This window comes from Pseudoalteromonas phenolica (assembly GCF_005886345.1).
In the GTDB taxonomy this organism is placed as follows: Bacteria; Pseudomonadota; Gammaproteobacteria; order Enterobacterales; family Alteromonadaceae; genus Pseudoalteromonas; species Pseudoalteromonas phenolica_A.
Genome location: NZ_PNEC01000062.1, coordinates 15,243 through 37,826 on the forward strand (window position 1 = coordinate 15,243; position 22,584 = coordinate 37,826).

22 protein-coding genes are annotated in these 22,584 nt (G+C 39.9%); 17 read left to right on the forward strand and 5 right to left on the reverse strand.

Features of this window, described 5'->3' with window-relative positions; translation table 11 throughout:
* Nucleotides 1-4 precede the first annotated feature (4 nt).
* The 4 genes from CWB72_RS18560 to CWB72_RS18575 all read left to right on the forward strand — a co-directional run bounded on the left by CWB72_RS18560 (nt 5) and on the right by CWB72_RS18575 (nt 6,350).
* The gene (locus CWB72_RS18560) at nt 5-1,861 is read left to right on the forward strand and encodes a metallophosphatase (RefSeq protein ID WP_138634513.1); all 1,857 of its coding nucleotides are present in this window, start codon (nt 5-7) and stop codon (nt 1,859-1,861) included.
* A 75-nt stretch (nt 1,862-1,936) separates the two neighbouring features.
* Nucleotides 1,937-5,560, forward strand: a complete 3,624-nt coding sequence (locus CWB72_RS18565; protein WP_138634516.1) for a sensor histidine kinase — start codon at nt 1,937-1,939, stop codon at nt 5,558-5,560.
* Nucleotides 5,561-5,674: 114 nt separating this feature from the next.
* Nucleotides 5,675-5,926 (forward strand): succinate dehydrogenase assembly factor 2, encoded by a 252-nt coding sequence (locus tag CWB72_RS18570; protein ID WP_130255848.1) that lies wholly within the window; start codon nt 5,675-5,677, stop codon nt 5,924-5,926.
* Between the two features lie 49 nt (nt 5,927-5,975).
* A complete protein-coding gene (locus tag CWB72_RS18575; RefSeq protein ID WP_138634527.1) occupies nt 5,976-6,350 on the forward strand; it encodes a hypothetical protein in 375 nt (124 codons plus the stop codon).
* A 33-nt stretch (nt 6,351-6,383) separates the two neighbouring features.
* Here CWB72_RS18575 and nadB read toward each other — a convergent pair whose 3' ends face one another.
* Complete coding sequence (nadB, locus tag CWB72_RS18580; protein ID WP_130255850.1) at nt 6,384-7,979, reverse strand: L-aspartate oxidase; 1,596 nt, start codon at nt 7,977-7,979, stop codon at nt 6,384-6,386.
* A 237-nt stretch (nt 7,980-8,216) separates the two neighbouring features.
* Between nadB and rpoE the strand changes: the two genes are divergently transcribed.
* From rpoE to CWB72_RS18635, 11 genes are all read left to right on the forward strand, one after another.
* Nucleotides 8,217-8,798 carry an RNA polymerase sigma factor RpoE gene (gene rpoE, locus CWB72_RS18585; protein WP_130255851.1) on the forward strand — a complete coding sequence of 194 codons (582 nt, stop codon included), beginning with the start codon at nt 8,217-8,219 and terminating at the stop codon, nt 8,796-8,798.
* A gap of 2 nt (nt 8,799-8,800) precedes the next feature.
* Nucleotides 8,801-9,406: a sigma-E factor negative regulatory protein gene (locus CWB72_RS18590; RefSeq protein WP_130255852.1), complete on the forward strand. Its 606-nt coding sequence runs from the start codon at nt 8,801-8,803 to the stop codon at nt 9,404-9,406.
* On the forward strand, nt 9,406-10,356 hold the full coding sequence (locus tag CWB72_RS18595; RefSeq protein ID WP_138634530.1) for a MucB/RseB C-terminal domain-containing protein: 951 nt from the start codon (nt 9,406-9,408) through the stop codon (nt 10,354-10,356). Before CWB72_RS18590 ends, CWB72_RS18595 begins: the two co-directional genes overlap by 1 nt.
* Nucleotides 10,353-10,802, forward strand: a complete 450-nt coding sequence (locus CWB72_RS18600) for a SoxR reducing system RseC family protein (RefSeq protein WP_138634533.1) — start codon at nt 10,353-10,355, stop codon at nt 10,800-10,802. The genes CWB72_RS18595 and CWB72_RS18600 overlap by 4 nt, the downstream gene beginning before the upstream one ends.
* A 69-nt stretch (nt 10,803-10,871) precedes the next feature.
* Complete coding sequence (gene lepA / locus CWB72_RS18605) at nt 10,872-12,659, forward strand: translation elongation factor 4 (protein WP_130255855.1); 1,788 nt, start codon at nt 10,872-10,874, stop codon at nt 12,657-12,659.
* A gap of 12 nt (nt 12,660-12,671) precedes the next feature.
* A complete protein-coding gene (lepB, locus tag CWB72_RS18610; RefSeq protein ID WP_138634536.1) occupies nt 12,672-13,604 on the forward strand; it encodes a signal peptidase I in 933 nt (310 codons plus the stop codon).
* Nucleotide 13,605: 1 nt separating this feature from the next.
* Nucleotides 13,606-14,283 carry a ribonuclease III gene (gene rnc / locus CWB72_RS18615; RefSeq protein ID WP_138568896.1) on the forward strand — a complete coding sequence of 226 codons (678 nt, stop codon included), beginning with the start codon at nt 13,606-13,608 and terminating at the stop codon, nt 14,281-14,283.
* Nucleotides 14,273-15,172 (forward strand): GTPase Era, encoded by a 900-nt coding sequence (era, locus tag CWB72_RS18620; RefSeq protein ID WP_138562540.1) that lies wholly within the window; start codon nt 14,273-14,275, stop codon nt 15,170-15,172. Before rnc ends, era begins: the two co-directional genes overlap by 11 nt.
* On the forward strand, nt 15,173-15,862 hold the full coding sequence (gene recO, locus CWB72_RS18625; protein ID WP_138568897.1) for a DNA repair protein RecO: 690 nt from the start codon (nt 15,173-15,175) through the stop codon (nt 15,860-15,862).
* Between the two features lie 4 nt (nt 15,863-15,866).
* The gene (gene pdxJ / locus CWB72_RS18630) at nt 15,867-16,601 is read left to right on the forward strand and encodes a pyridoxine 5'-phosphate synthase (protein WP_138568898.1); all 735 of its coding nucleotides are present in this window, start codon (nt 15,867-15,869) and stop codon (nt 16,599-16,601) included.
* Nucleotides 16,602-16,673: 72 nt separating this feature from the next.
* Entirely contained in the window at nt 16,674-17,513 is an 840-nt protein-coding gene (locus CWB72_RS18635; RefSeq protein WP_138634539.1) for a kinase, read from the forward strand.
* Between the two features lie 12 nt (nt 17,514-17,525).
* Here CWB72_RS18635 and CWB72_RS18640 read toward each other — a convergent pair whose 3' ends face one another.
* Together CWB72_RS18640 and CWB72_RS18645 are read right to left on the reverse strand one after the other, a co-directional pair.
* Complete coding sequence (locus CWB72_RS18640; RefSeq protein ID WP_138634601.1) at nt 17,526-18,506, reverse strand: 2-hydroxyacid dehydrogenase; 981 nt, start codon at nt 18,504-18,506, stop codon at nt 17,526-17,528.
* A complete protein-coding gene (locus CWB72_RS18645) occupies nt 18,472-19,056 on the reverse strand; it encodes a glutathione peroxidase (RefSeq protein ID WP_432760890.1) in 585 nt (194 codons plus the stop codon). The genes CWB72_RS18640 and CWB72_RS18645 overlap by 35 nt, the downstream gene beginning before the upstream one ends.
* Before the next feature lie 64 nt (nt 19,057-19,120).
* Between CWB72_RS18645 and CWB72_RS18650 the strand changes: the two genes are divergently transcribed.
* Nucleotides 19,121-20,005, forward strand: a complete 885-nt coding sequence (locus CWB72_RS18650; RefSeq protein ID WP_138634542.1) for an NAD(P)-dependent oxidoreductase — start codon at nt 19,121-19,123, stop codon at nt 20,003-20,005.
* Nucleotides 20,006-20,072: 67 nt separating this feature from the next.
* Here the strand turns inward: CWB72_RS18650 and bcp are convergent, their stop codons facing one another.
* The gene (gene bcp / locus CWB72_RS18655) at nt 20,073-20,546 is read right to left on the reverse strand and encodes a thioredoxin-dependent thiol peroxidase (RefSeq protein WP_138634545.1); all 474 of its coding nucleotides are present in this window, start codon (nt 20,544-20,546) and stop codon (nt 20,073-20,075) included.
* Nucleotides 20,547-20,554: 8 nt separating this feature from the next.
* A complete protein-coding gene (locus tag CWB72_RS18660; RefSeq protein ID WP_138634548.1) occupies nt 20,555-21,088 on the reverse strand; it encodes a glycine cleavage system protein R in 534 nt (177 codons plus the stop codon).
* Between the two features lie 392 nt (nt 21,089-21,480).
* Between CWB72_RS18660 and bamC the strand changes: the two genes are divergently transcribed.
* Nucleotides 21,481-22,542, forward strand: coding sequence for an outer membrane protein assembly factor BamC (gene bamC, locus CWB72_RS18665; RefSeq protein WP_138568903.1), 1,062 nt, complete (start codon nt 21,481-21,483; stop codon nt 22,540-22,542).
* Nucleotides 22,543-22,584: the final 42 nt, after the last annotated feature.

Here is a 22,584-nt window from a genome sequence, read left to right on the forward strand (position 1 = left end):
CGTCATGTCAGTTGTAAACACACATCTTCCTGAACTTTTACTTGGCCCGATGGTTCGTCGGGCGGAAATTAATAATGTGTGTTTGCAACTTGTTACCTCAATGCCTCGGGCTGTGCGTTTTGAGTTTACGGGCACTGAGGTTGAAAACGAAGTACTCGAAATACCACTGGGTAAGCATTGTTTTTTCTACATAGTGAATGTAAAACCAACAAGTGGTGAGCTTATTGCCGATACAGCAATAGGCTATACGTTGTATCTCGATGAGATTAAAACGGATTTATCAGCTTATTGTTACCCTGATGCAGATACGCCTAAGTTTGTGATCCCAAATGTTTTAAAGCAGGTATTACACGGCTCTTGTCGCAATCCGCATTATCCTGTTGAAGATTCGTTGGCGAGTGCAGATGAAACGCTTTCTCAGGCGAGACTCAATCAAACAACAACACCAACCTTATTACTGCTTTCTGGCGATCAAATCTATGCCGATGATGTGGCTGGGCCAATGCTTCAGGCTATTTACACAGTCATCGAGCAACTCGGTTTATACAAAGAAGCACGGACTGAGTATATAACTTTGCCTGATAATTTATCAGAGCAATTATTTGCAAGAACGCCGTACTTACCAAAAACACCATGGCAAGATCGTTCAAAGCGCAGTTTAGGATATTGGCTTCGCAAAGATGATCCACACTTCACCAGCAGCCATGCGGTGAATCACCTCATTTATCTTGAAGAGTTTGTTGCTTATTACTTATTGGCGCATAGTGAAGCATGCTGGCAGTTATTTGATTTTGAAAAAGCACATTTCAAAACTGCCAACGCCAAACAAACTGAGTTATATGAATTACAAAAAAATAGCCTTAAGGGGTTTGTAAAGAGTTTACCAAAGGTAGCAAGGTTATTTGCTAACATCTCAACTTTAATGATGTTTGACGATCATGATGTTACCGACGATTGGAATTTAACCGCTCAATGGGAACAAAACATTTCGTCTAACCCTGCCAGTCAACGCATTATCAGCAATGGCTTGCTCTCTTATTGGCTCTTCCAAGGGCTGGGTAATGACGCAGGTTCAGTGTCTAAAACGCTGTTAACCCATTTCAGCTCCAGCTTAAAGTCAAGAGAATGGGATCTGACAAAGTTTGATATGCACCTTCATCAGTTCGATAACTGGCATTACTGCCTTGAAACAACGCCGAAGCTGGTTGTATTAGATACAAGAACCCACCGTTGGCGCAATGAGCAAGACTTTAATGAGCCCAGTGGCTTAATGGACTGGGAAATGCTGATGTTTCTTCAAACTCAACTTCAGCATCAAAAAGAAACAATTATAGTGTCTCCTGCGCCAGTATTTGGGGTAAAAGCCATTGAAGCGGTGCAAGCCATTTTCAACGCCTGTGGGCATCCTTTGGTGGTGGATGTTGAAAACTGGATGGCCCATGAAGGCGCGGCAAGAAAACTAATGGACATTTTTAGACGTAGTGACACGCCGATAGAGACCATTATTTTGTCTGGTGACGTACATTATTCGTTTTGTTTTTCTGTGCAAGCACGCTTTGGTCAACACGATAACCGTATTTGGCAATTAACTGCATCAGGGATTAAAAATGAGTTCCCTAAAACCCTGTTGAAGTGTTTTGACCACTTAGACTCATTTTTATATGCGAGATGGAGTCCGCTCAACTTTTTTACCAAGCGCTGGCAAATGAAAGTGACCAAGCACCTATGCCGTTCTGAGCACTTGCGATCACCTTATCTCCTATCTCACGCTGCAATTAGCCTTATAAAGCTTGAAAACAATAAACTCGCAGGCTACTACCTATTACACGCTGACGGCACAAAGAGCGACTTTGAACTCTAAAAACTTGTTTATTTTTTAGTGAGTTTTAATTGCTTTGCTATATTTAAAACACTTTGGTGTGTTTGATGGCAGGGTATGAGAGCGACAATTCTATCTTTTTTATTTCTGCTTTTTTCTAGTCAATTGGTACTGGCTGTGCCTCAGTTTACCGATACGGCGCAGATTATGCGGTCTTACGATTATAGTGCCGGCCTTACGCAAAGCTCTATTACAGCGCTAGCTCAAGATCAGTTTGGTTATATTTGGGTTGGCACGCAAGCAGGTCTAAATAGATTTGATGGCCATGAGTTCAAGCAGTTTCAACCAAAACAGCAAGATAGAAATAGTCTCTCTGGCGGCTTCGTCAACGATATTTGTATTAATGGTCAAGATGTGTGGATTGGAACACATACAGGTCTGAGTCGATATAATACACAAAATGGTCAGTTCACTTCATTCTTAGCAAATGATTACAAAGCCATTAATTCTGACAGGGTACATCACTTAGCATGTCAAGGTGCGTTTGTTTTAGTTTCAACAGCCAACGGTGAAACTTATCAAGTAGAGAAAAGCAATTTATCAGTAACAAGCACTGGGCTTAAAGGCAACTTTATACGCTCACCAATTATCACTCAGTCAAACATTTTTTATCTTACCGACCAAGGGTTAACAAAACGTGATGATAAACACGAAATTAAACTGTTACTCGAAGGTGAGTTTAAAATGCTTAAAGTTCGAGAGCAGAGAGCTATTTTGATCACAAAATCAGAAGAGCTGTTAGTGTATGACTTACTTTATGATCGTATATTGTGGTCTAAAACATTTGCCGAAGTCCCTAACATTACTTTAAACAATTTAAATATTTCAAATGATGAAATTTTACTTGCAACTAACAATGGTGTTTATCTATTCCAATTTAGCGGTAATTTACTAAATCATTGGTACAAACGACAACAAGCAAATGGCTTACAAGATAACAACATCTTGTCAGTAATGAGAGATAAAAATAAGGGGTTATGGATTGGCACAGAAACAAGGGGCTTACATTTTTTTAGTCAATTAAGTGAATCATTTGGTCATGTCAGTACAGACAACTATCCGGATTCACCGCTTTCTACACCAGATACGAGAAGTTTTGCGATTGATAAACAGGATAGGGTATGGATTGCAACGTCTTCGGGGTTGTTTACTTTTAATGGTGAAGGCTTTATTGAATCTCATTTTATTTATAAGCCTCTTAATCAAATTCAAGGAAGTTTTGTCACGAAATTGCTAATGCATAATGATTCTTTATGGGTTTCGACGCGTGGTAATGGAGTATTTCGTTTTTCATTTAAAGACGAAAAATTAACACATTTTAAGCCTGACTTTGGAAATGGACCAGAGTTGAGCTTTAATGACATTATTTTGTTTGACGATATTTTATTACTTTCTTCAAGAACTATGGGGGTGATGTTTTATAATGAAAACACAGACAAATTGATGCCTTATTTTGCAGACACACAAGATGCCCCTTCGCATGTCTCTTCTATGTTAGTTGTCAAAGGTGAATTGTGGTTCGGCAGTATAGGCAATGGCTTATTTCGTTTCAAAGATGACGAATTACAGCAAATTGATACCTCGGATGGTTTGCTTTCTAACCTAGTTTTTATGCTGGTTGAAGATGCATATGGCAGAGTTTGGGCAGCGAGCGAGCAAGGTATAAATTTAATATTAAATGATTTCAGTATTTTTAAGACTTTTACTCAGGTAGAAGGATTGAATAATACGGCTATATGGGGATTAATTTTTGATGGTATTGGTCATATTTGGGCTGGCACCAGTGGTGGTTTGAGTCGCATAGATATCAGTAATTTTAATATTCATAATTTCTCCCCTACAGATGGCATTCAAGATAATGAGTTTAACTATAATGCTGCTTGGCTCGCACCTGATGGCCGACTCTTTATGGGAGGAGCTAAAGGTTTTAATCAATTTTATCCTCAAAAATTAGATATTGATAATTCGGCAAGGCCTTTGCTCATTAGCGAAATTGAACTATTAGGAGAATCGCTAGAACCTGCTGATAACTCTGTATTATCAATGGCTCCAGAATTATCGGATGGGTTAAAACTCGCGCACAATCAAGACATCATATCGCTTAACTATTCTAGTCTAGATTATGGTGCTGAGCAGACACAATTTTACTATCGTGTGAAAGGACTTAGCGAACAATGGTTAAAGCTTGCAAGTGGTGTTCGTCAGGTGAGTTTGTTAAAGCTCAAACCTGGTGAATATATTATTGAAGCTTATACAATTAATCGATTTAATGTTGCATCTCCTATACATTCTTTTGCCATTAATATTTCAGCACCGTGGTGGTGGAATACAAGCTCGAAAAGCTTTTATATTTTCTTTTTACTTACTTTAATCGTATCAGTCATCTATGCTCGACAACTTAGATTCAAAAAAGTAGTACGAGACAACCAAAAAATGTCTGAACTTCGGCAGCGTTTAGAGTGGTCATTGTGGGCCAGCGGTGATGAACTTTGGGATTGGCATATAAACAGTAATCAGATTTATCGTCATACAGTGTCTAGTAAAGTGGATTATGGCGATGCAAATACGGTTATGACAATTAATGATTTCGATCAGTTTGTGCATCCAAAGGATTGCATTCTGATAGAAGAAAAGCTACTCGACTGTGTAGAGGGCCGTTCAGATAGTTATGAAATTGCTATTAGGGTAAAAGATTTATCTGGGCAATGGGCCTGGGTGCTTGATAGAGGAAAAGTCGTTAAACGAGATAGTAACGGTAAAGCAACAAGAATTGCTGGAGCTTTAAAAGATATTGCGGAATTAAAGAAAAATCAAGAAGCATTACAAAAGCTAAACGAACAGTTAGAAATCAATGTCGCAATGCGTACCGATGAGTTATATAAAAAGAATCAAAAACTCGAGCAAGCTATGATGGAATTACAGCATACTCAGCAAGAGCTGATTGAAAGTGAAAAAATGGCTTCACTGGGTGGCTTGGTTGCTGGGGTCGCTCACGAAATAAATACGCCTTTAGGTGTTGCATTGACTGCCCTTACATACAACCAAGAAAGTTTGGCTGCGATAGAGCATAAGCTCGAAAATAAGTCACTTAGACAGCAAGATTTAGATAATGCAATCAATGAACAAAACCAAGGCTATGCACTGATTTTAAGAAACTTAGATAGGGCGCAAAGCTTAATTAGTAATTTCAAGCAAGTTGCTGTTGACCAATCGAGTGAACAAGCAAGAAACATCTTTATAAAATCTTATCTAAAAGAGGTATTTGATTCATTGGCCCCCTTAACAAAAGGAAAGCAACTAGAGATAGATATAGAAGGCGAAGATTTTGAATTACACACATATCCTGGCGCAATATATCAAGTAATGACTAATTTATTAAACAATTCGATGATCCATGGCTTTGAAGGCGTTGAGACCGGCAATATTAAAGTATCTATTTACCAAGACAAAGAGTTTTGGCATCTGTGTTATGACGAAAATGGCAAGGGAATGAGTGCTGAAATACTTAAAACAGTTTTTGACCCTTTTGTAACTACTAAGCGGAATCAAGGCGGATGTGGTTTGGGTATGCATATAGTTTATAACCTGATAACGCAGCTTTTAAAAGGGGAAATCAAGTGTAACTCTACATTAGGGGAGGGCATCAGCATAAAACTCAAATTACCAATCGAGTTACTTTAAAATTACTGATATACATTGCTTAATATCAACTTTTCGGCTGTGTAGCATTTTAATGTGTTACCTGATTTTATATACTCACCACTCTAGATTATTCTAATTACTTTGAGGTTATAGATGACTCAGCTTTTTCCAAAATCACGACTAAAATGGGCCTGTAGAAGGGGAATGCTAGAACTAGATGTACTGCTTGGACCGTTTGTTGATGAAGCTTTTGATGAGTTGCCTGAACCTGACAAACTAATTTTTCAACGATTACTCGAAGTAGAAGATCCTGATTTATTTGCTTGGTTTATGGGTCATGAAAAGTGCCCTGATCCAGAGCTAAACAAAATGGTTCAGTTTATACTTGGCCGCGTCAAAGTATAAAATTATATTTGCAGATAACCGGCAAGACTTCAGGGTCATAGCACTGTTCTTGTCGGTTTTAAGCTTTGCTACCTTTCTCGTTTCTGCACATCTGTTTTCTTTCTTGTTTATTAGCATCGCTACAGTTTTAGCGTTTTTACTTTTTTATAAAATTACCCAAAATACGACGCCACTTAGTGGAACGCTGTTACTTGACTGTGCAGATAACTATATTGAAGTACATAGTGAAAAGGTGGTGACTGGGAATCTTAATTCAGCACGGCTGCAGTTTTCTGTCTTATCTTTAAAAATCAGAATCAGCCAAGAAAAATCAGAAACCATACAATTTTTGGCTTCTTCGATGAGCGAAAAGGATTGGCGAAGATTGTGTCGATTCGCTTTGAATAAAAAACATACCAATCCTCAAAGTGACCCGAACATTTAGAGGATTGGTGTTGAAGAGCGAGAACAGATTTTTTTATGGTTTTAAAACAGTGGGTGTTGGGTTATCACTCTGTTCAGGATAGTCGAGTGTGTAGTGCAAGCCACGACTCTCTTTACGTTCTAACGCACTACGAATAATTAACTCAGCAACTTGTACAAGGTTTCTAAGTTCTAACAAGTTATTACTAACCCTGAAGTTGGCATAATATTCTTGGATCTCTTGTTGTAACAGCTCAACACGTCGCAATGCACGTTCTAATCGTTTTGTTGAACGAACTATGCCGACATAATCCCACATAAATAGCCTCAGTTCGTGCCAGTTATGGGTGATCACGACTTCTTCGTCTGAATTGCCTACTTGGCTTTCATCCCATTGAGAAATTGTTGCTGAATTCTCTGCATTTTCAAGTTTAGATAAAATGTCTTTCGCTGCAGCATGTGCAAAAACAATACATTCAAGTAAAGAATTACTCGCCATACGGTTTGCACCATGTAAGCCAGTATATGCCACTTCACCGATGGCATATAAGTTCTGTAGATCAGTTTTCCCGTTAAAGTCTGTCATCACGCCACCACAGGTATAGTGTGCAGCAGGTACTACAGGTATTGGTTCTTTCGTGATGTCTAACCCTACACTCAAACACTTTGCATAAATTGTTGGGAAGTGCTCAATGATAAAATCTTTATCTTTGTGTGAAATGTCGAGATATACACAATTGGCACCCAAACGTTTCATTTCAAAGTCTATTGCTCTGGCTACAATATCACGAGGCGCTAATTCTTCTCGCTCATCAAAATCTGGCATAAAGCGTGTGCCGTCAGGGCGTCTCAAATATGCTCCCTCACCACGCATTGCTTCAGTGATCAAGAAGTTTTGTAATTCAGGATGATAAAGGCTGGTTGGATGAAATTGATTAAACTCCATGTTAGCAACACGACAACCAGCGCGCCAAGCCATTGCGATACCATCGCCACTAGAGACATCAGGGTTTGAAGTATAAAGATAGACTTTACTTGCTCCACCGGTAGCTAGTGCGACAAACTTTGCTGAAATGGTTTCAACTGAATCTTTACTGCGGTTATACGCATAAACCCCTTTAATAGGTTGTGTAGAATTCTGAATGTCTTTTACTAAGTCAATAGCATTATAATTTTCTAGCAGTTTTATATTTTTGTGGGCTTGAACTTGGCTAACTAAGGTTGTTTGCACAGCTTTGCCTGTTGCATCTGCTGCGTGCAAAATTCGCCTATGGCTATGGCCCCCTTCTCGGGTTAAGTGATAACGCTCTTTGCCTTTGCTATCAAACTCCATATCAAACGGTACGCCTTGCTCAATTAACCATTTTAAACAGACTTTAGCGTTACTTGCAGTATAATGCACTGTTTCTCTATCACATAAGCCACCACCTGCAGCAAGGGTATCTTCAACATGTGATTCAATACTATCATTCTTTTTATCAAAAACTGCCGCAATGCCGCCTTGTGCATACAGTGTTGAACCTTCTTTTAAGGAACCTTTACTGATGACTGTAACGTTACAATGTTCAGCAAGTGAGAGAGCAAGGCTCAGTCCGGCAGCACCACTACCAATGACAACTACGTCGGTATCATGGTTATTGATTTGTTTCATATTTGAATCTTCGTTTTTTCTATGTGATGTACACCTACTCAGTGTACTATGATCGTAAAAGTACGAAAGTAAAGCCAAAATAGACTTTGTATAAAAAGCTCTTTTTAGGCGTTTGAATGATATTTTAAAAAAAATTTCAAAAAAACAGAACTTTTTATTTATTAGTGTGTCTCAATTGCTGTGAATTATGGCAACTCACATTTAGTTACAATTACAAAAAGAGGAGTACCGGCTCGAATGAGCGAGCAGGAATTGGATTTAGCATTGGTTAAGCGGGTACAGCAAGGAGATAAAAACGCCTTCAACCTCTTAGTTGCCAAGTATCAAAACAGGATCGCAGGTCTTATCTCTCGATATGTATCAAATCAGAGTGATATTGCAGATGTGGCTCAAGAGGCATTCATAAAAGCATATCGTGCATTGCCTAACTTTAGAGGTGAGAGTGCTTTTTACACTTGGCTGTATCGAATAGCGGTTAATTGTTCAAAAAATTATTTGGTGGCTCAAGGTCGTAAACCGCCAGCCAACGATATTGATGCTGAAGAAGCTGAACTCTACGACAACGCAGATTCTCTTCGTTCAAATGCATCACCAGAGAATTTATTGCTGAGTGATGAAGTTAAAGCGGTTATTTATAAAACCATTGATGGTTTGCCAGATGACTTGAAAACTGCCATCACCCTAAGAGAGATTGAGGGTATGAGCTATGAAGAGATTGCGGTTATTATGGATTGTCCTGTAGGGACGGTACGTTCACGCATCTTTAGAGCTCGAGAAGCAATTGATAATAATTTAAACCCAATAGTTAGTGAGTCTTAAATATGACCCAAGCTAATAAAGCTGAAAATAAACAAACATCTACATCTGAGATTTTTGACGGTGAATTTGCTTTAACTGACGCTACCTTAAGTCAGTTGGATGACGAAAAGTTTTCGCGCTATGCAATGATTGGCGATGCTATGAGAGCAAAAGCAGGCGGTGATATTACGATTGATATTACGGCTAGCATTACAGCAGCTTTGGCTGACGAGCCTTGTCATGATGTTAAAGGTATTGAAGAAGCAAAAACTAACCCTAAAAATTCAAATGTGGTAAGTATCAGTAATTGGAAAAAGCCTTTTTCTCAAATTGCGATAGCTGCAAGTGTTGCTTTAGTGGCTGTATTGGGTGTAAATACCATGCAACAATCACCGGTTGTGTCTGACGACCTACCAGTATTACAATCAATACCAGTTGCTGGTGGCGTAGCACCTGTTAGTTTTTCATCGGAAGGCACAGCTTTACAAAGTGCTCAACAAGGCGTAAGAGCGCTTCAACAACAACGTATTGGTGCATTAGTCTTAGAGCATCAGCGTCAATCAAGAATGGCTCAAGCACTTCATGAAGTGAAGTCTGAGCAAGAACAAGAGAGTAAAGACCCTAATTAATGAAGCAGTTCATATTTTTTATTATCTTTAGTTTTACATTGGTGGTTCAAGCTTCTGAGTCACCATCGGCTAAGCAACTTCTTCAAAACATGGCTACAGCTGTGCATCAAAGAAACTTTGACGCTTCTTTTGTAGTAATGAAAGAAAAAGGGATGGAACCATATCGTTGGTTACATGGGCTTCACAATGGGCAAGAGCTTGAATTACTAAGTTTACTGAATGGTGCTGGGCTTGAAATTGTCAGAGTAGATAATAAAGTGACTTACTTTGAACCACAATCAGCACCATATTCAATTCAAACAAACTCTATAACAGGGCCAATTCCAGAAGTCCTTTTTAAAGATATCTCAGTTTTGAATAAAGGTTACGATTTTGTCTTAGGCGGAAAGGGCAGAATTGCAGGACGTCCAGCTCAATTAGTACGATTAGAGTCAAAAGACAGTAACAAATACAACTATTGGCTTTGGATTGATACAGATTCATCGCTGCTCTTAAAAGCTGCTTATGTCAATCAAGCAGGAGAATTACTTGAGCAACTTCAGTTGACGCATATCAGCGTATCACCCGAGCCCGGTGAGCAATTGTTAGAGTTGCTAAGTAAGAGTTTTCCAGAAGCGCGTAAATTGGAAAATAATACGCCGCCGACCTTAAACAACTCCAATTGGCAAATAGAATGGTTACCTGATGGTTTTACACTATTAAAAGCCGATAGACACAAATTAGACCTTAATAATGAGTTAGCAGACTATTATTTATTTTCAGACGGGTTAGTTGAGTTTTCAGTGTTTGTGCAAAGACCGCTGGCTGGTAAAAGACCGAGTGGCGCGTTATCATCAGGCGCAACAACTGTTTATGTTCACAACTCAGGTGCTTTTGATGTATCTGTGGTAGGTAAAATTCCACCGCAAACAGCGAAGAGCATTGCCGAGTCTGTAAAACGAGCTCTATGATAGAACAAACCTTAAGTGTCGCGAAAATTCGCGGCACGACTGCTTATCTTCAAGCCGAACCAAAACCAGCCTGTGAAGGGTGTAATGGTAAATGTGGCTCACAAATATTTAGCCGTCTTTTTGGTACACATAAGAAACTCTTTCCCATTGACCTAAGTGAGCCTGTTAAAGTAGGTCAAAAAATAAAACTCTCTCTTGATGATAGCCAGCTAGTAAATCATGGCGCGTGGGTCTATATGGCACCGTTAATGGGCGCATTTACGATGATGTTTATTGGCGCGCTGTTGTTAAATTTATCTGAACCGTTACAGATTTTGTTTGCGCTTATGGGTGGGGTGTTGGGGTTTTTAGTCGCTCGTTATCGAGTTAGTCGCATTAAGCACCAAGTAAAAGTGGTAAAAATTTACCCAATTAGTTTCTCTGTGAAGCAAATAGATGGTGATTAGCGCAAATAAAATGTAAAATCCCGCCCTAATATCTAATTTAATGACTTAAGAAGTTTAGAATCCAGAAATATGAAGCATATCCGTAACTTTTCTATTATCGCCCATATCGACCATGGCAAATCAACTTTGTCTGACCGCTTAATCCAAGTCTGTGGTGGTTTAACAGATCGTGAAATGCAGCAGCAAGTTTTGGATTCGATGGACATCGAGCGTGAGCGTGGTATCACCATCAAAGCTCAGAGTGTAACGTTAAACTACACAGCTGATGATGGTGAAACTTACCAACTTAACTTCATTGATACGCCAGGACATGTTGACTTCACCTATGAAGTATCACGTTCTCTTGCTGCGTGTGAAGGTGCACTATTAGTTGTAGATGCGGGTCAAGGTGTAGAAGCTCAAACCCTTGCAAACTGCTACACGGCGATTGAAATGGACTTAGAAGTCATTCCAATTCTAAACAAAATTGACTTACCTCAGGCCGATCCACTTCGCGTTGCTGAAGAAATTGAAGAAATCGTGGGTATTGACGCGTTAGAAGCCGTTCAATGTTCAGCAAAAACAGGTATTGGTATCAAAGATGTACTAGAAAATATTGTTCGCGATGTACCACCGCCAGTAGGCGATCCTGAAGCACCTCTTCAAGCGCTTATTATCGATTCATGGTTTGACCCATACCAAGGTGTTGTATCACTGGTACGTATTAAACATGGTGAATTACGTAAAGGCGATAAAATCAAGATTATGTCAACAGATCAAACACATATTGCTGATCATGTTGGTATTTTCACGCCTAAACAGACAAACACGGGAGTGTTGAAAACGGGTGAAGTAGGTTTTGTAATCGCAGGTATTAAAGATATCCATGGTGCACCAGTTGGTGACACAATTACTCTGACACAAAACTCTGCGCCAGAACGTTTACCTGGTTTCCAACGCGTTAAGCCTCAGGTTTATGCGGGTATGTTCCCGATTGCTTCAGACGAGTATGATGCATTCCGTGATGCGCTTAACAAACTAAGCTTGAATGATGCATCATTATTCTTCGAGCCAGAAAACTCAACGGCACTTGGTTTCGGTTTCCGTGTAGGCTTCTTAGGCATGCTACACATGGAAATTATTCAAGAGCGTCTTGAACGTGAATATAACATGGATCTTATCACTACTGCGCCGACAGTAGTGTATGAAGTAGAAACAAAAGATGGCGTTATTCAAATTGATAACCCGTCAGAGCTACCACCAGTCAACGACATTATCGAAATTCGCGAGCCGATTGTGGAAGCAAATATCCTTGTGCCGCAAGAATACCTTGGTAATGTAATTACACTTTGTATTGAGAAGCGTGGTGTTCAAACTAAGATGGCTTACCACGGTAACCAAGTTGCTGTGACTTACGAGCTACCAATGGCGGAAGTTGTGATGGACTTCTTTGATAAGCTTAAGTCAACAAGCCGCGGTTTTGCGTCACTAGATTATAACTTTAAGCGCTTCCAAGCTTCTGATATGGTTAGGGTTGATATTCTAATCAACGGCGACCGTGTTGATGCATTGGCGATTATCGCGCACCGTGAAGGCTCGCAGCAGCGTGGCCGTCAGCTGGCTGATGCGTTGAAAGAGCTTATTCCTCGTCAAATGTTCGATATTGCGATCCAAGCAGCTATCGGTACGCATGTTATTGCGCGTACAACAGTTAAGCAGTTACGTAAAAACGTAATCGCGAAATGTTACGGTGGTGACGTGAGTCGTAAGAAAAAGCTACTTCAAAAACAAAAAGAAGGTAAAAAGCGAATGAAGCAATTGGGTAACGTTGAAGTTCCTCAAGATGCATTCTTAGCAATCCTTAAAGTAGGTAAATAACAGGATTTATTAATGGCAGGCTATTTTTCTGTATTCTTGGTGCTTTTGACTCTTGGGTCTGGCTTGATTTGGTTGATTGACCACTACATGTTCGCACCAAAGCGAAAAGAACGAATTGCGTTGGCACAAGGTGCCACGCAAACTCCTCTTGATAATGATGTGATTGCGCAGATAGCCCCTGAGCCTGCCATTGTAGAAGGTGCAAAATCGATTTTTCCGATGATTGCTGCGATCACCATCTTCCGTTCGTTTATTTTTGAACCATTTCAAATCCCATCAGGCTCAATGATGCCGACGCTATTAGATGGTGATTTTATTTTGGTTCAAAAATATACGTATGGCATTAAAGATCCGGTTTGGCGTTCACAGATGATCGAAGTCGGTGAACCAGAACGCGGTGACATTACGGTATTTAAATTCCCACTGGATGAGCGAATTGATTTTATAAAGCGAGTTATAGGCTTACCAGGAGATCGAGTTGTATACCGTAATCGTCAGTTATTTATTAAGCCTTCTTGTGAAGCAGGTCAAGAACGTAAAGATAATCTTATATGTGGTGAATATAATAAGATCGCACTTGATATTGTTGACCGTGAGTATATGCATGGGCCACGACAATTAGTGAGACTATCAGAGGATTTATCTGGCGTTCAGCACGATATTCTAATTGACCCACAGGCAGCTGAACTAACAGCAAGATATTATCAACAACCCAACACGCGTGTTGATGAATGGGTTGTACCTGAAGACAGTTACTTTGTGATGGGAGATAATCGCAATAACAGCCAAGATGGCCGTATGTGGGGTTTTGTACCTAAAGAAAACTTAGTGGGCAAAGCTGTATTTATATGGATGAGTTTTGATTTTGATAATGGTCCAGATAGTTTGTTGCCAGGGTGGGTTCCAACCGGTGTTCGTTTTGAACGCCTAGGTAATATTCAATAAAATGAAAAGAAGTGTAGCAGAATTATATAAAAAAATAGGCTATGAATTTAGTGATGAGTCACTGCTTGAACAAGCCATGACTCACCGTAGCCATAAAGGTCAACATAACGAGCGCCTGGAGTTTCTGGGTGATTCTATTTTGAGCTACGTGATCGCCGATGCGTTATACAAAAAGTTTCCCAAAGCACGTGAAGGCGATTTAAGTCGCATGCGTTCGACGCTTGTACGCGGACAAACTTTAGCTGAATTTGGTGTTGAGTTTAATTTAGGTGATTATCTTCGTTTAGGGCCAGGCGAATTGAAAAGTGGTGGTTTTAGACGTGAATCAACACTTGCCGATGCTGTTGAGGCGATCATTGGTGCAGTTTTCTTAGATTCAGACATTGATTCTTGTACTAAGCTTATTTTGTCTTGGTACGAATCACGTTTAGCGGCAATTTCACCGGGCCACAACCAAAAAGACCCGAAAACATTACTGCAAGAGTTTCTACAGGCGCGTAAACTGCCTTTACCAAATTACACGGTGATCGACACTAAAGGTCAGGCACATAACCAGACATTCACGGTTGAATGTGAAGTGGAAGGGATGGAAAGCATTATTTCTGTGGGCAGTTCTCGTCGTAAGGCGGAACAAAAAGCAGCAGAGCAAGCATTGAAGATTTTAAAGAATGACGCCTAATACGCACTGCGGCATGATCGCAATCGTTGGTCGCCCTAATGTAGGTAAATCAACGTTACTAAACAAAATTGTTGAACAAAAAGTCAGTATCACCTCGCGTAAACCGCAAACTACCCGTCACCGTATCATGGGTATTCATACTGAAGACAACTATCAAGCCGTTTATGTCGATACGCCGGGTCTTCATATTGAAGAAAAACGTGCGATTAACCGTTTAATGAACCGTGCAGCATCAAGCTCAATTGGTGATGTTGAACTGATCATCTTTGTGGTTGAAGGCACGCTGTGGACGAAAGACGATGAAATGGTACTAAAAAAAGTCCAAGATAGTGGTCGTCCAGTGCTCATCGTTATGAATAAAACGGATAACGTAAAAGACAAAGAAGCCGTGCTTCCACACATGCAGTGGTTGAGTGAACAGGGCAACTTTGTTGGCATCGTCCCAATTTCTGCTAAGAACGGTAAAAATATCGATTTAGTAAAAGATGAAGTTCGTAAACGCCTTCCTGCGTGTGAATTTTATTTCCCAGAAGATTATGTTACCGATCGCTCAATGCGATTCTTAGCGGCTGAGATTATTCGTGAAAAGCTCATGCGTTTTATGGGTGACGAGCTCCCTTACTCTGTTACCGTAGAAATCGAACAGTTTAAATGGCAAGATAACGGTGTTTGGCAGATCAATGGATTGATCTTAGTCGAACGTCAATCACAAAAGCGTATGGTAATCGGTAATAAAGGCGAAAAGCTAAAAGTTATTGGTCGCGAAGCCCGTAAAGACCTTGAAGATATGCTTGATAACAAAGTATTTCTTGAATTATGGGTAAAAGTGAAATCTGGCTGGGCTGACGATGAGCGAGCACTTCGCTCTCTGGGCTACGGAGAAGACTGATTGCATAACGACTTTCGACAAGCTTACTTGCTGCATAGGCGTCCGTACAGTGACTCTCAGGCCATGCTAAGTATGCTTGTTGAAGGTGTCGGCCATCTAACTATGTTGGCTAGACTTAAAGGTAAACAGTCGGTTAAACACAGTGCTGAACTTCAACCATTCACCCCAATTTTGTGCCGTTATGCTGGCAATTATGACCTTAAATACTTAAACCAATTCGAATTAGTACAAAACCCACTTCCCTTAAAAGGTAAGCCACTATATTGTGCTTTTTATTTGAATGAGCTCAGTTATAGAGTGATCCCAGCCAGCGAGCCGCAAGAATATATTTACGAGCTATATCAAAAGCACCTAAAACAATTAGTAGACTGTAATGACTTCGAACCCGTATTACGTTCGTATGAGTATCAGTTACTTGAAGCTTTGGGATTTGGGGTTGAATTTGACATGGATGCAGATGGTGATGAGATAAAAGATAAGTATTATTACCAATATATTCCAGAATTAGGCTTTGTTGTTACCGACAACTCGCAAATGGGCTTTAATGGTAAAATACTTAACCGTATGGCTAGTGGGGAGTTTGCAGATCCAGAGGTACGCAAACCTGCAAAGTATTTAAGTCGGTATTTATTAAAACCACTTTTAGGAAATAAGGCTTTAAAGAGCCGAGAATTATTTTTATCAAGGTAAGGCAATGAAAGATATTTTATTAGGCGTTAACGTCGACCATATTGCAACGCTAAGACAAGCTCGTGGTACCAGTTATCCAGATCCTGCACATGCGGCAGCGATTGCTGAACATGCCGGTGCTGATGGTATCACCATACATTTACGTGAAGACAGACGTCATATTCAAGACCGAGATGTCTATGTGATGGCTAAAACCATTCAAACTCGCATGAATCTTGAAATCGCGCTGACTGAAGAAATGATCAATATCGCGCTTGAAGTGAAACCCGCATATGTGTGCCTAGTACCTGAAAAGCGTGAAGAATTAACCACTGAAGGCGGCCTTGATGTAATTTCACACCAAGCAGCAATCACTGACGCTGTAAGAAAACTAGAAGCTGCGGGTATAAAAGTATCGTTATTCATTGATGCAGACAAAGCACAAATTGATGCTGCAAAAGCAACTGCTGCACCTTATATCGAAATCCACACAGGTGCTTATGCTGATGCTGAAACAGACAAAGAAATGACACAAGAGCTTGAGCGTATTCGTGAAGGCGTGAAATATGCACACAGTTTAGGGATCATAGTGAATGCAGGTCATGGTCTGCATTACCACAATGTAAAGCCGATTGCTGAAATGCCTGAAATCTATGAGCTAAACATTGGTCATGCCATAATTGCACGCGCAGCGATTGACGGCCTTGAAAAAGCCGTGCGTGATATGAAACGTATCATGTTAGAAGCAAGACAAGCTTAATAAGTTTACATGTACTCTAAAAGGCCGCCCATGCGGCCTTTTTTATATGTGTTTCATTCAAAAGAGGTCAATATGTGTTGGCAAACAGAGTTTTTAGAAAAACATAATCTGTTAAACAGTTACTCAGAAAATGTGCAATGTGTGATCGATTGGCTTGAGCCAGTGTTATCATATCAAAAGGCCCCATTTTGTTTAGCCATTAACGGTGCTCAGGGCAGTGGTAAATCAACATTATCGGATTATTTAAAGGCATACTTAGAGAGTCAAGCTATTGCCACTGAGGTTGTTTCTTTAGACGACTTTTATTTATCAAAAGCACAAAGAGCAGAGCGAGCTAATCAATACCATCCGCTTTTTAAAGTGCGAGGCGTGCCTGGTACGCACGATGTTTCTTTTGCCATTGAGCAAGTAAAACGATTTAAAAATAGTGAGGATTTTATCCTGCCTCGTTTTAATAAGGCGACCGATGAGCCATATAGCAGTGCTATGTGGTTAAAATGCACAAATAAGCCCAAGGTTCTTATTTTTGAAGGTTGGTGCTTAGGGCTACTGCCTCAAAGTTCTGACCAGTTAAATGTGCCGGTGAATGACCTTGAAGCAACGAAAGACTCAAATGGGGAGTATCGTGCTCGAGTGAACCAATTTCTATCGGATGAGTATCAAGTCTTGTTTGCACTTTTTGATAACTTGGTCTTTTTGAATGCGCAAAGCTTCGAGCGTGTTTATAGTTGGCGTTTGCAGCAAGAGCATCAGCTAATAAAACGAGCAGGGAGCGGCATGAGTGATGAAGAGGTCACTACTTTTATTCAATATTTTGAGCGATTAACCCGTTGGGGTATCGAAAGCCTGAGTGCGCGTAGCGAATTGCACATCAAGCTTGATGAAAACCGACAATTTAACTTGGCTACTTGAACTCAGTTTAAGTTAGCTCACTTCATTCAATAGAGGTTTGTTTTGACTAAAGTCGCTCAAGTTACTAACTGTCACATCAGCAATTTGCTCCAGTGCTTCTTCTGTGAAGAAACCCTGATGACCTGTAATAAGTACATTAGGAAAACTCACTAGGCGAGCGAATAAGTCATCTTGTAAAATTTCCTCACTGCGATTTTGGAAGAACAACTCAGATTCTTGTTCATAAACATCTAAGCCCAAGTAACCTAATTTTCTTGATTTAAGTGCTCGAATACAGGCTTGAGTATCTATGAGTGCACCGCGGCTAGAATTAATTAGCATGACTCCGTCTTGCATTTTGTTAAATGCAGTTTCATCGAAAATATAATGAGTGGCTTCATTTAAAGGACAGTGCAACGAAATGATGTCACTTTGGGCCAGTAACATATCTAGGCTAACTTGAGTATAAGAGCCTTCACCAATATTAGGGTCAAACACTAAAACTTCTGCACCAAAGCCATTGAGAATTCGGATCAAGGCTTGGCCAATCTTCCCAGCACCAACAATACCGACTGTTTTCTTATGTAGATTAAAACCGAGTAAGCCATTTAGGTCGAAGTTATCTTCTCTAACACGGTTATAAGCTTTATGGGTTTTACGGTTGAGTGTTAGCATTAAGGCAATACAGTGTTCTGCTACGGCTTCGGGGCTGTAGGCCGGTACACGAACCACGGTGATACCGAGTTTTTTAGCGCATGCTATATCGACATTATTAAAGCCTGCGCATCTTAATGCGATACAGCGTATGCCCTGATCAGCTAATAATTCCAATACTGGGCTTGATAAGTCATCGTTTACAAAGACGCAGACAGCTTGAAAGCCCGAACATAGTGGTGCAGTTTGCACATTTAATGCTTCGCTAAAATGCGACACGCTAATATTACTGGTATTTGATAATGCGTGTTCGAAATAGGGCTGTTCATACCTTTGCGAGCTGAACAAGGCGACTTTCATCATAAAGCTGACTCTCAATAGCTGTTTTTAGTGATTCAGGTTTAGTTCTAGGCGCATAACGTGCGACGAGTTCACCTTTTGAGTTTACTAAAAACTTAGTGAAATTCCATTTAATTGCCCGATTTTGCACTATGCCACGTGTATGCGTTTTCAAATAGTTAAAAATAGGGTGTGCATCAGGGCCAAGCACATGATGTTTCTGAGAAATATAAAAACTGGCAGTGAAGTACTTATTATAAGAATCGAGTAAAGGCTCACCAGACAAAGGTTCGCTATGACCAAATTGATCACAGGGTACTGCTAATATTTCAAAACCATCTTTCTTGTATTCTCTATAAAGAGACTCTAATCCGGCAACTTGGTTTGCAAAGCTGCATTTACTGGCAATGTTTACGATGAGCAAGGTTTTACCTTCAAAGGTACTCATTGGAAGTTTTTTGCCATTAAGTAAATCAATACTGTATCTATAAATGTTATCCATAATTAATACATCCAAAGCGAGTAGATTGCTTTTTATTTTTAATCCGCATGTGTCTATTTCATTTGCCATACCCAAGCGTCTTGGGTATAAAAGCTCCAATCTTCATACCCTAACAAACAAATAGGACAATTTTATGTCAATGAATGTGGCTTTTATCGGTTTAGGTGTCATGGGCTTTCCAATGGCTGGACATTTACAGAAAGCGGGTTACCAGGTAACCGTGTTTAATCGCACCACAGCCAAAGCTGAAGCTTGGGCTAAAGAGCATGGCGGTGATTTTGCAATTACGCCAAAATTGGCAGCTGAACAGGCTGAAATTGTATTTATGTGCGTTGGTAATGACGATGATCTACGCTCGGTTGTGTATGGTGAAGAAGGCGTGCTTGCGGGTATGAAGTCAGGTGCTATCTTAGTCGACCATACAACCACATCGGCAAAAGTCGCGAAAGAAGTGGCTGAAAAGGCAACAGAGCAATCAGTTGCATTTCTTGATGCGCCAGTATCAGGTGGTCAGGCAGGGGCAGAAAATGGCGTATTGACTGTTATGGTCGGTGGTGAACAATCAGTGTTTGATAAAGTACAACCTGTCATGGCTGCATTTAGTCGTTTTAGCCAACTATTAGGGTCAGTTGGTGCAGGTCAAACCTGTAAAATGGTCAATCAAATTTGTATTGCAGGTGTAGTACAAGGTTTAGCAGAGGGACTCCATTTTGCTAAACAAGCTGGCCTTGATGGTGAAAAAGTGATTGAGACAATTTCAAAAGGCGCTGCTGGTTCATGGCAGATGGAAAACCGTTATAAAACCATGTTAGCGGGTGAATATGAATTCGGCTTTGCGGTAGATTGGATGCGTAAAGATTTAGGTATTGCCCTTGATGAAGCGCGAAACAACGGCGCAAGTATTCCACTGACCGCAATGGTTGACCAATATTATGCTGACGTTCAAGCTTTAGGTGGTGGACGTTTTGATACATCGAGCTTATTAGCACGCTTAGATGCGATTCACGACAAGAAGTAATTTAGGTCGAGCGTAAAACAAAAAAGGTATGCGTATAGCATACCTTTTTACTTTTAGAAGAATACGATTATGCGTTTTCTTTTAGGAAGTTAATAACGACTTCGTGATGGTCTTTCGTCTTAAATTTATCAAACACATGTTTGATTTTGCCATCTTGAGACACTAAGAAACTAATTCTGTGAATACCGTCGTATTCTTTACCCATAAACTTCTTTAAACCCCACACACCGAAGGCATCTGCAATGGCATGATCTTCGTCAGATAATAGCTCAAAGTTTAACTCTTTCTTAGTTTCGAAGTTCTTTAAACGCTTGATTGGATCTGGGCTAATACCAACCGCAACAGTATTAAGTTCAGCAAGTTGTGCTTTTTCGTTACGCAGGTTTTCAGCCTGTACCGTACAACCAGGCGTTGACGCTTTAGGGTAGAAGTAAACTAAAACTTGATTTGATTCTAATAAGGTGTTTAGCTCGATTGTTTCGTCATTTTGGTTTTGTAACGAGAATAAAGGTGCGTTGTCACCTGCTTTTAATGTGTTCATATATATCCTTAGCGAATACGTCTTAAAATGTAATCTACATTGAGTGTACTTGAAAGTGCTTCGAATTGTACTTTGAAATCGTCAAGATCGATCTGTGCAGGTAAATTTAATTCTAACTCGCAGCGCATATGTAATTCGTTATCTTGATCGTATGTGTCAGATTTTAAAGATGCAATACTGACATTGTGCTCAGCAATAAAACGAGTAACTTTGCTTAATGTACCAGGAGTATCGACACCTGAGTATTCTAAATTATATGCACCTATGTAATCGTCTTCACAATGCGAGCTGGTGCGCTTCATCATAGTTAACAGGCCTAACTCCATGCCTTTAATTGGTAATGTGTGCTCGACACGGCTCATAGCGGCCATATCACCACTAAGTAACATGATGAAAGTGAATTCTCTACCTAGTATGGCTATGCGACTATCAATGATATTGCAATTACAATCACTTACTAATTGAGTTAGTTCACTTACTATACCTGAACGGTCTTCGCCAATGGCGGTTAAAACTAATTGTTGATTTGTAAACGCGGTCATTAAGCTGCCAAATTAATTTGTCTCTAATGAAAATCATCATTAAACCTAACAGTACGAAGGAATAGAGGTTTCAATGATACTAATATGCATATTTCGGTAAAGTTTTGATTCTACAATAAGGCTTAGACACTTCACCATCATAAAAAGCCGCGCGAGAGTCTAGCATATCGGAGCAGATAACGCGAAAGCATTCATTATTAGCAATAGCACTTTCTTGTGTTTAAACCAATAGACAAGTAACATATTGAGAATTTTTTAATAAAGATATTCTAAGTGGTTAAAATTTATAAAGAAGTTTAACCACATTAATAATTTTCGCTTTTACAGTGAACCAAACTAAGCATTCCCGACTCATACAACTAAATAAAAGGGTCTGCTAAGGAGAATAATCAGTGCAGTATTGGATCCCAAAAGCGGTCGCGTTAGGCGTGGTCCTTGGTTTATCTGGATGTAGTGTTTTTACAAATGACACCCACCATGAAAGAAATTATCGTATTAATAAAGCCGTACAAGTACCAGGTGATTTAAAACAGCCTTATAAAGATCCAACTTATGAAATGTCTGAGGCGCAATACAATAATGATCTGGAAGCACTTGCTTTGAGACCTCCTCAGCAGGTACTCACACTGGCAACCGGTTCTTGGGTGGAACAAAAAGATAAAATAGCTCGAGTTTTCTTTGATAAAAACGATGGTATTGAAGACTTGCAAGATTTTATTTGGCAAGCAGTAGAAGGGGTTGCTCAAGATGAGCAATTCACATTTGCGCAGAAAAATAAGTCTGAAGGTGTTGCTGTTACAGACTGGTATTCAGTTATAGAGCCATCTTCAAAATGGTTTTGGCAAGAAGAGACTACGCCTTCGACGCAGAAATATAAGTTCACAGTTTCACAAAGTGAGCACCAAAGAACCGCTTCTTTGCAAGCCGAATTAGTTGACTACCGAAGTGATGACATTGAGCTGACCGATTTGCTTAAGCAGCAATTAGAAGTACGCGCATTAAACCAAGTGATTGCTGAGTTTGATTTTAAATATCGTATTCTACTTGTTGAACTGCGCAAGCAACAAGGTGAGTTGGCACTAGATGTGGGCTTTGACCCCCAAGGTAACGCCGCAATGGTTGCGCCACAATCTGCGAACTTGGTACTTGTAAATCTAAGTAATGTTCTCGAAAGGTTAAACTTCATTGTTATCAAGGTGGACAGTGAAGAAAATGAGCTACATGTTCGTTATGAAAAGCCTGAAGACAGTGTTTGGGATTCAATTTGGGGTGATGAAGTAGTCGCTTTACCAATAGAAGATGGTGATTACAAAATCAAGATATCTTCACTTGGAGATAGGCAATCTTCGGTGACTTGGCGAGATAATAATGCTGATTTATTATCTGCAGAGCAACTAGCTCAGCTGCAACAGAGCTTAGCAAAAGCAATTGGTAACAAAGGCTTATCTATTTAATTTTTAATTAAGTTTGATTCAGAAAAGAGCTACGGCTCTTTT

Coding starts and splice junctions, on each gene's coding strand:
- rnc (WP_138568896.1), top strand. CDS start 13,606: ATGAAAAGAAGTGTAGCAGAATTATATAAAAAAATAGGCTATGAATTT.
- rpoE (WP_130255851.1), top strand. CDS start 8,217: ATGAGCGAGCAGGAATTGGATTTAGCATTGGTTAAGCGGGTACAGCAA.
- era (WP_138562540.1), top strand. CDS start 14,273: ATGACGCCTAATACGCACTGCGGCATGATCGCAATCGTTGGTCGCCCT.
- nadB (WP_130255850.1), bottom strand. CDS start 7,979: ATGAAACAAATCAATAACCATGATACCGACGTAGTTGTCATTGGTAGT.
- CWB72_RS18595 (WP_138634530.1), top strand. CDS start 9,406: ATGAAGCAGTTCATATTTTTTATTATCTTTAGTTTTACATTGGTGGTT.
- lepA (WP_130255855.1), top strand. CDS start 10,872: ATGAAGCATATCCGTAACTTTTCTATTATCGCCCATATCGACCATGGC.
- CWB72_RS18600 (WP_138634533.1), top strand. CDS start 10,353: ATGATAGAACAAACCTTAAGTGTCGCGAAAATTCGCGGCACGACTGCT.
- bcp (WP_138634545.1), bottom strand. CDS start 20,546: ATGAACACATTAAAAGCAGGTGACAACGCACCTTTATTCTCGTTACAA.
- CWB72_RS18590 (WP_130255852.1), top strand. CDS start 8,801: ATGACCCAAGCTAATAAAGCTGAAAATAAACAAACATCTACATCTGAG.
- CWB72_RS18650 (WP_138634542.1), top strand. CDS start 19,121: ATGTCAATGAATGTGGCTTTTATCGGTTTAGGTGTCATGGGCTTTCCA.
- CWB72_RS18660 (WP_138634548.1), bottom strand. CDS start 21,088: ATGACCGCGTTTACAAATCAACAATTAGTTTTAACCGCCATTGGCGAA.
- CWB72_RS18570 (WP_130255848.1), top strand. CDS start 5,675: ATGACTCAGCTTTTTCCAAAATCACGACTAAAATGGGCCTGTAGAAGG.
- lepB (WP_138634536.1), top strand. CDS start 12,672: ATGGCAGGCTATTTTTCTGTATTCTTGGTGCTTTTGACTCTTGGGTCT.
- pdxJ (WP_138568898.1), top strand. CDS start 15,867: ATGAAAGATATTTTATTAGGCGTTAACGTCGACCATATTGCAACGCTA.
- CWB72_RS18640 (WP_138634601.1), bottom strand. CDS start 18,506: ATGAAAGTCGCCTTGTTCAGCTCGCAAAGGTATGAACAGCCCTATTTC.
- CWB72_RS18565 (WP_138634516.1), top strand. CDS start 1,937: ATGAGAGCGACAATTCTATCTTTTTTATTTCTGCTTTTTTCTAGTCAA.
- CWB72_RS18560 (WP_138634513.1), top strand. CDS start 5: ATGTCAGTTGTAAACACACATCTTCCTGAACTTTTACTTGGCCCGATG.
- CWB72_RS18635 (WP_138634539.1), top strand. CDS start 16,674: ATGTGTTGGCAAACAGAGTTTTTAGAAAAACATAATCTGTTAAACAGT.
- CWB72_RS18645 (WP_432760890.1), bottom strand. CDS start 19,056: ATGGCAAATGAAATAGACACATGCGGATTAAAAATAAAAAGCAATCTA.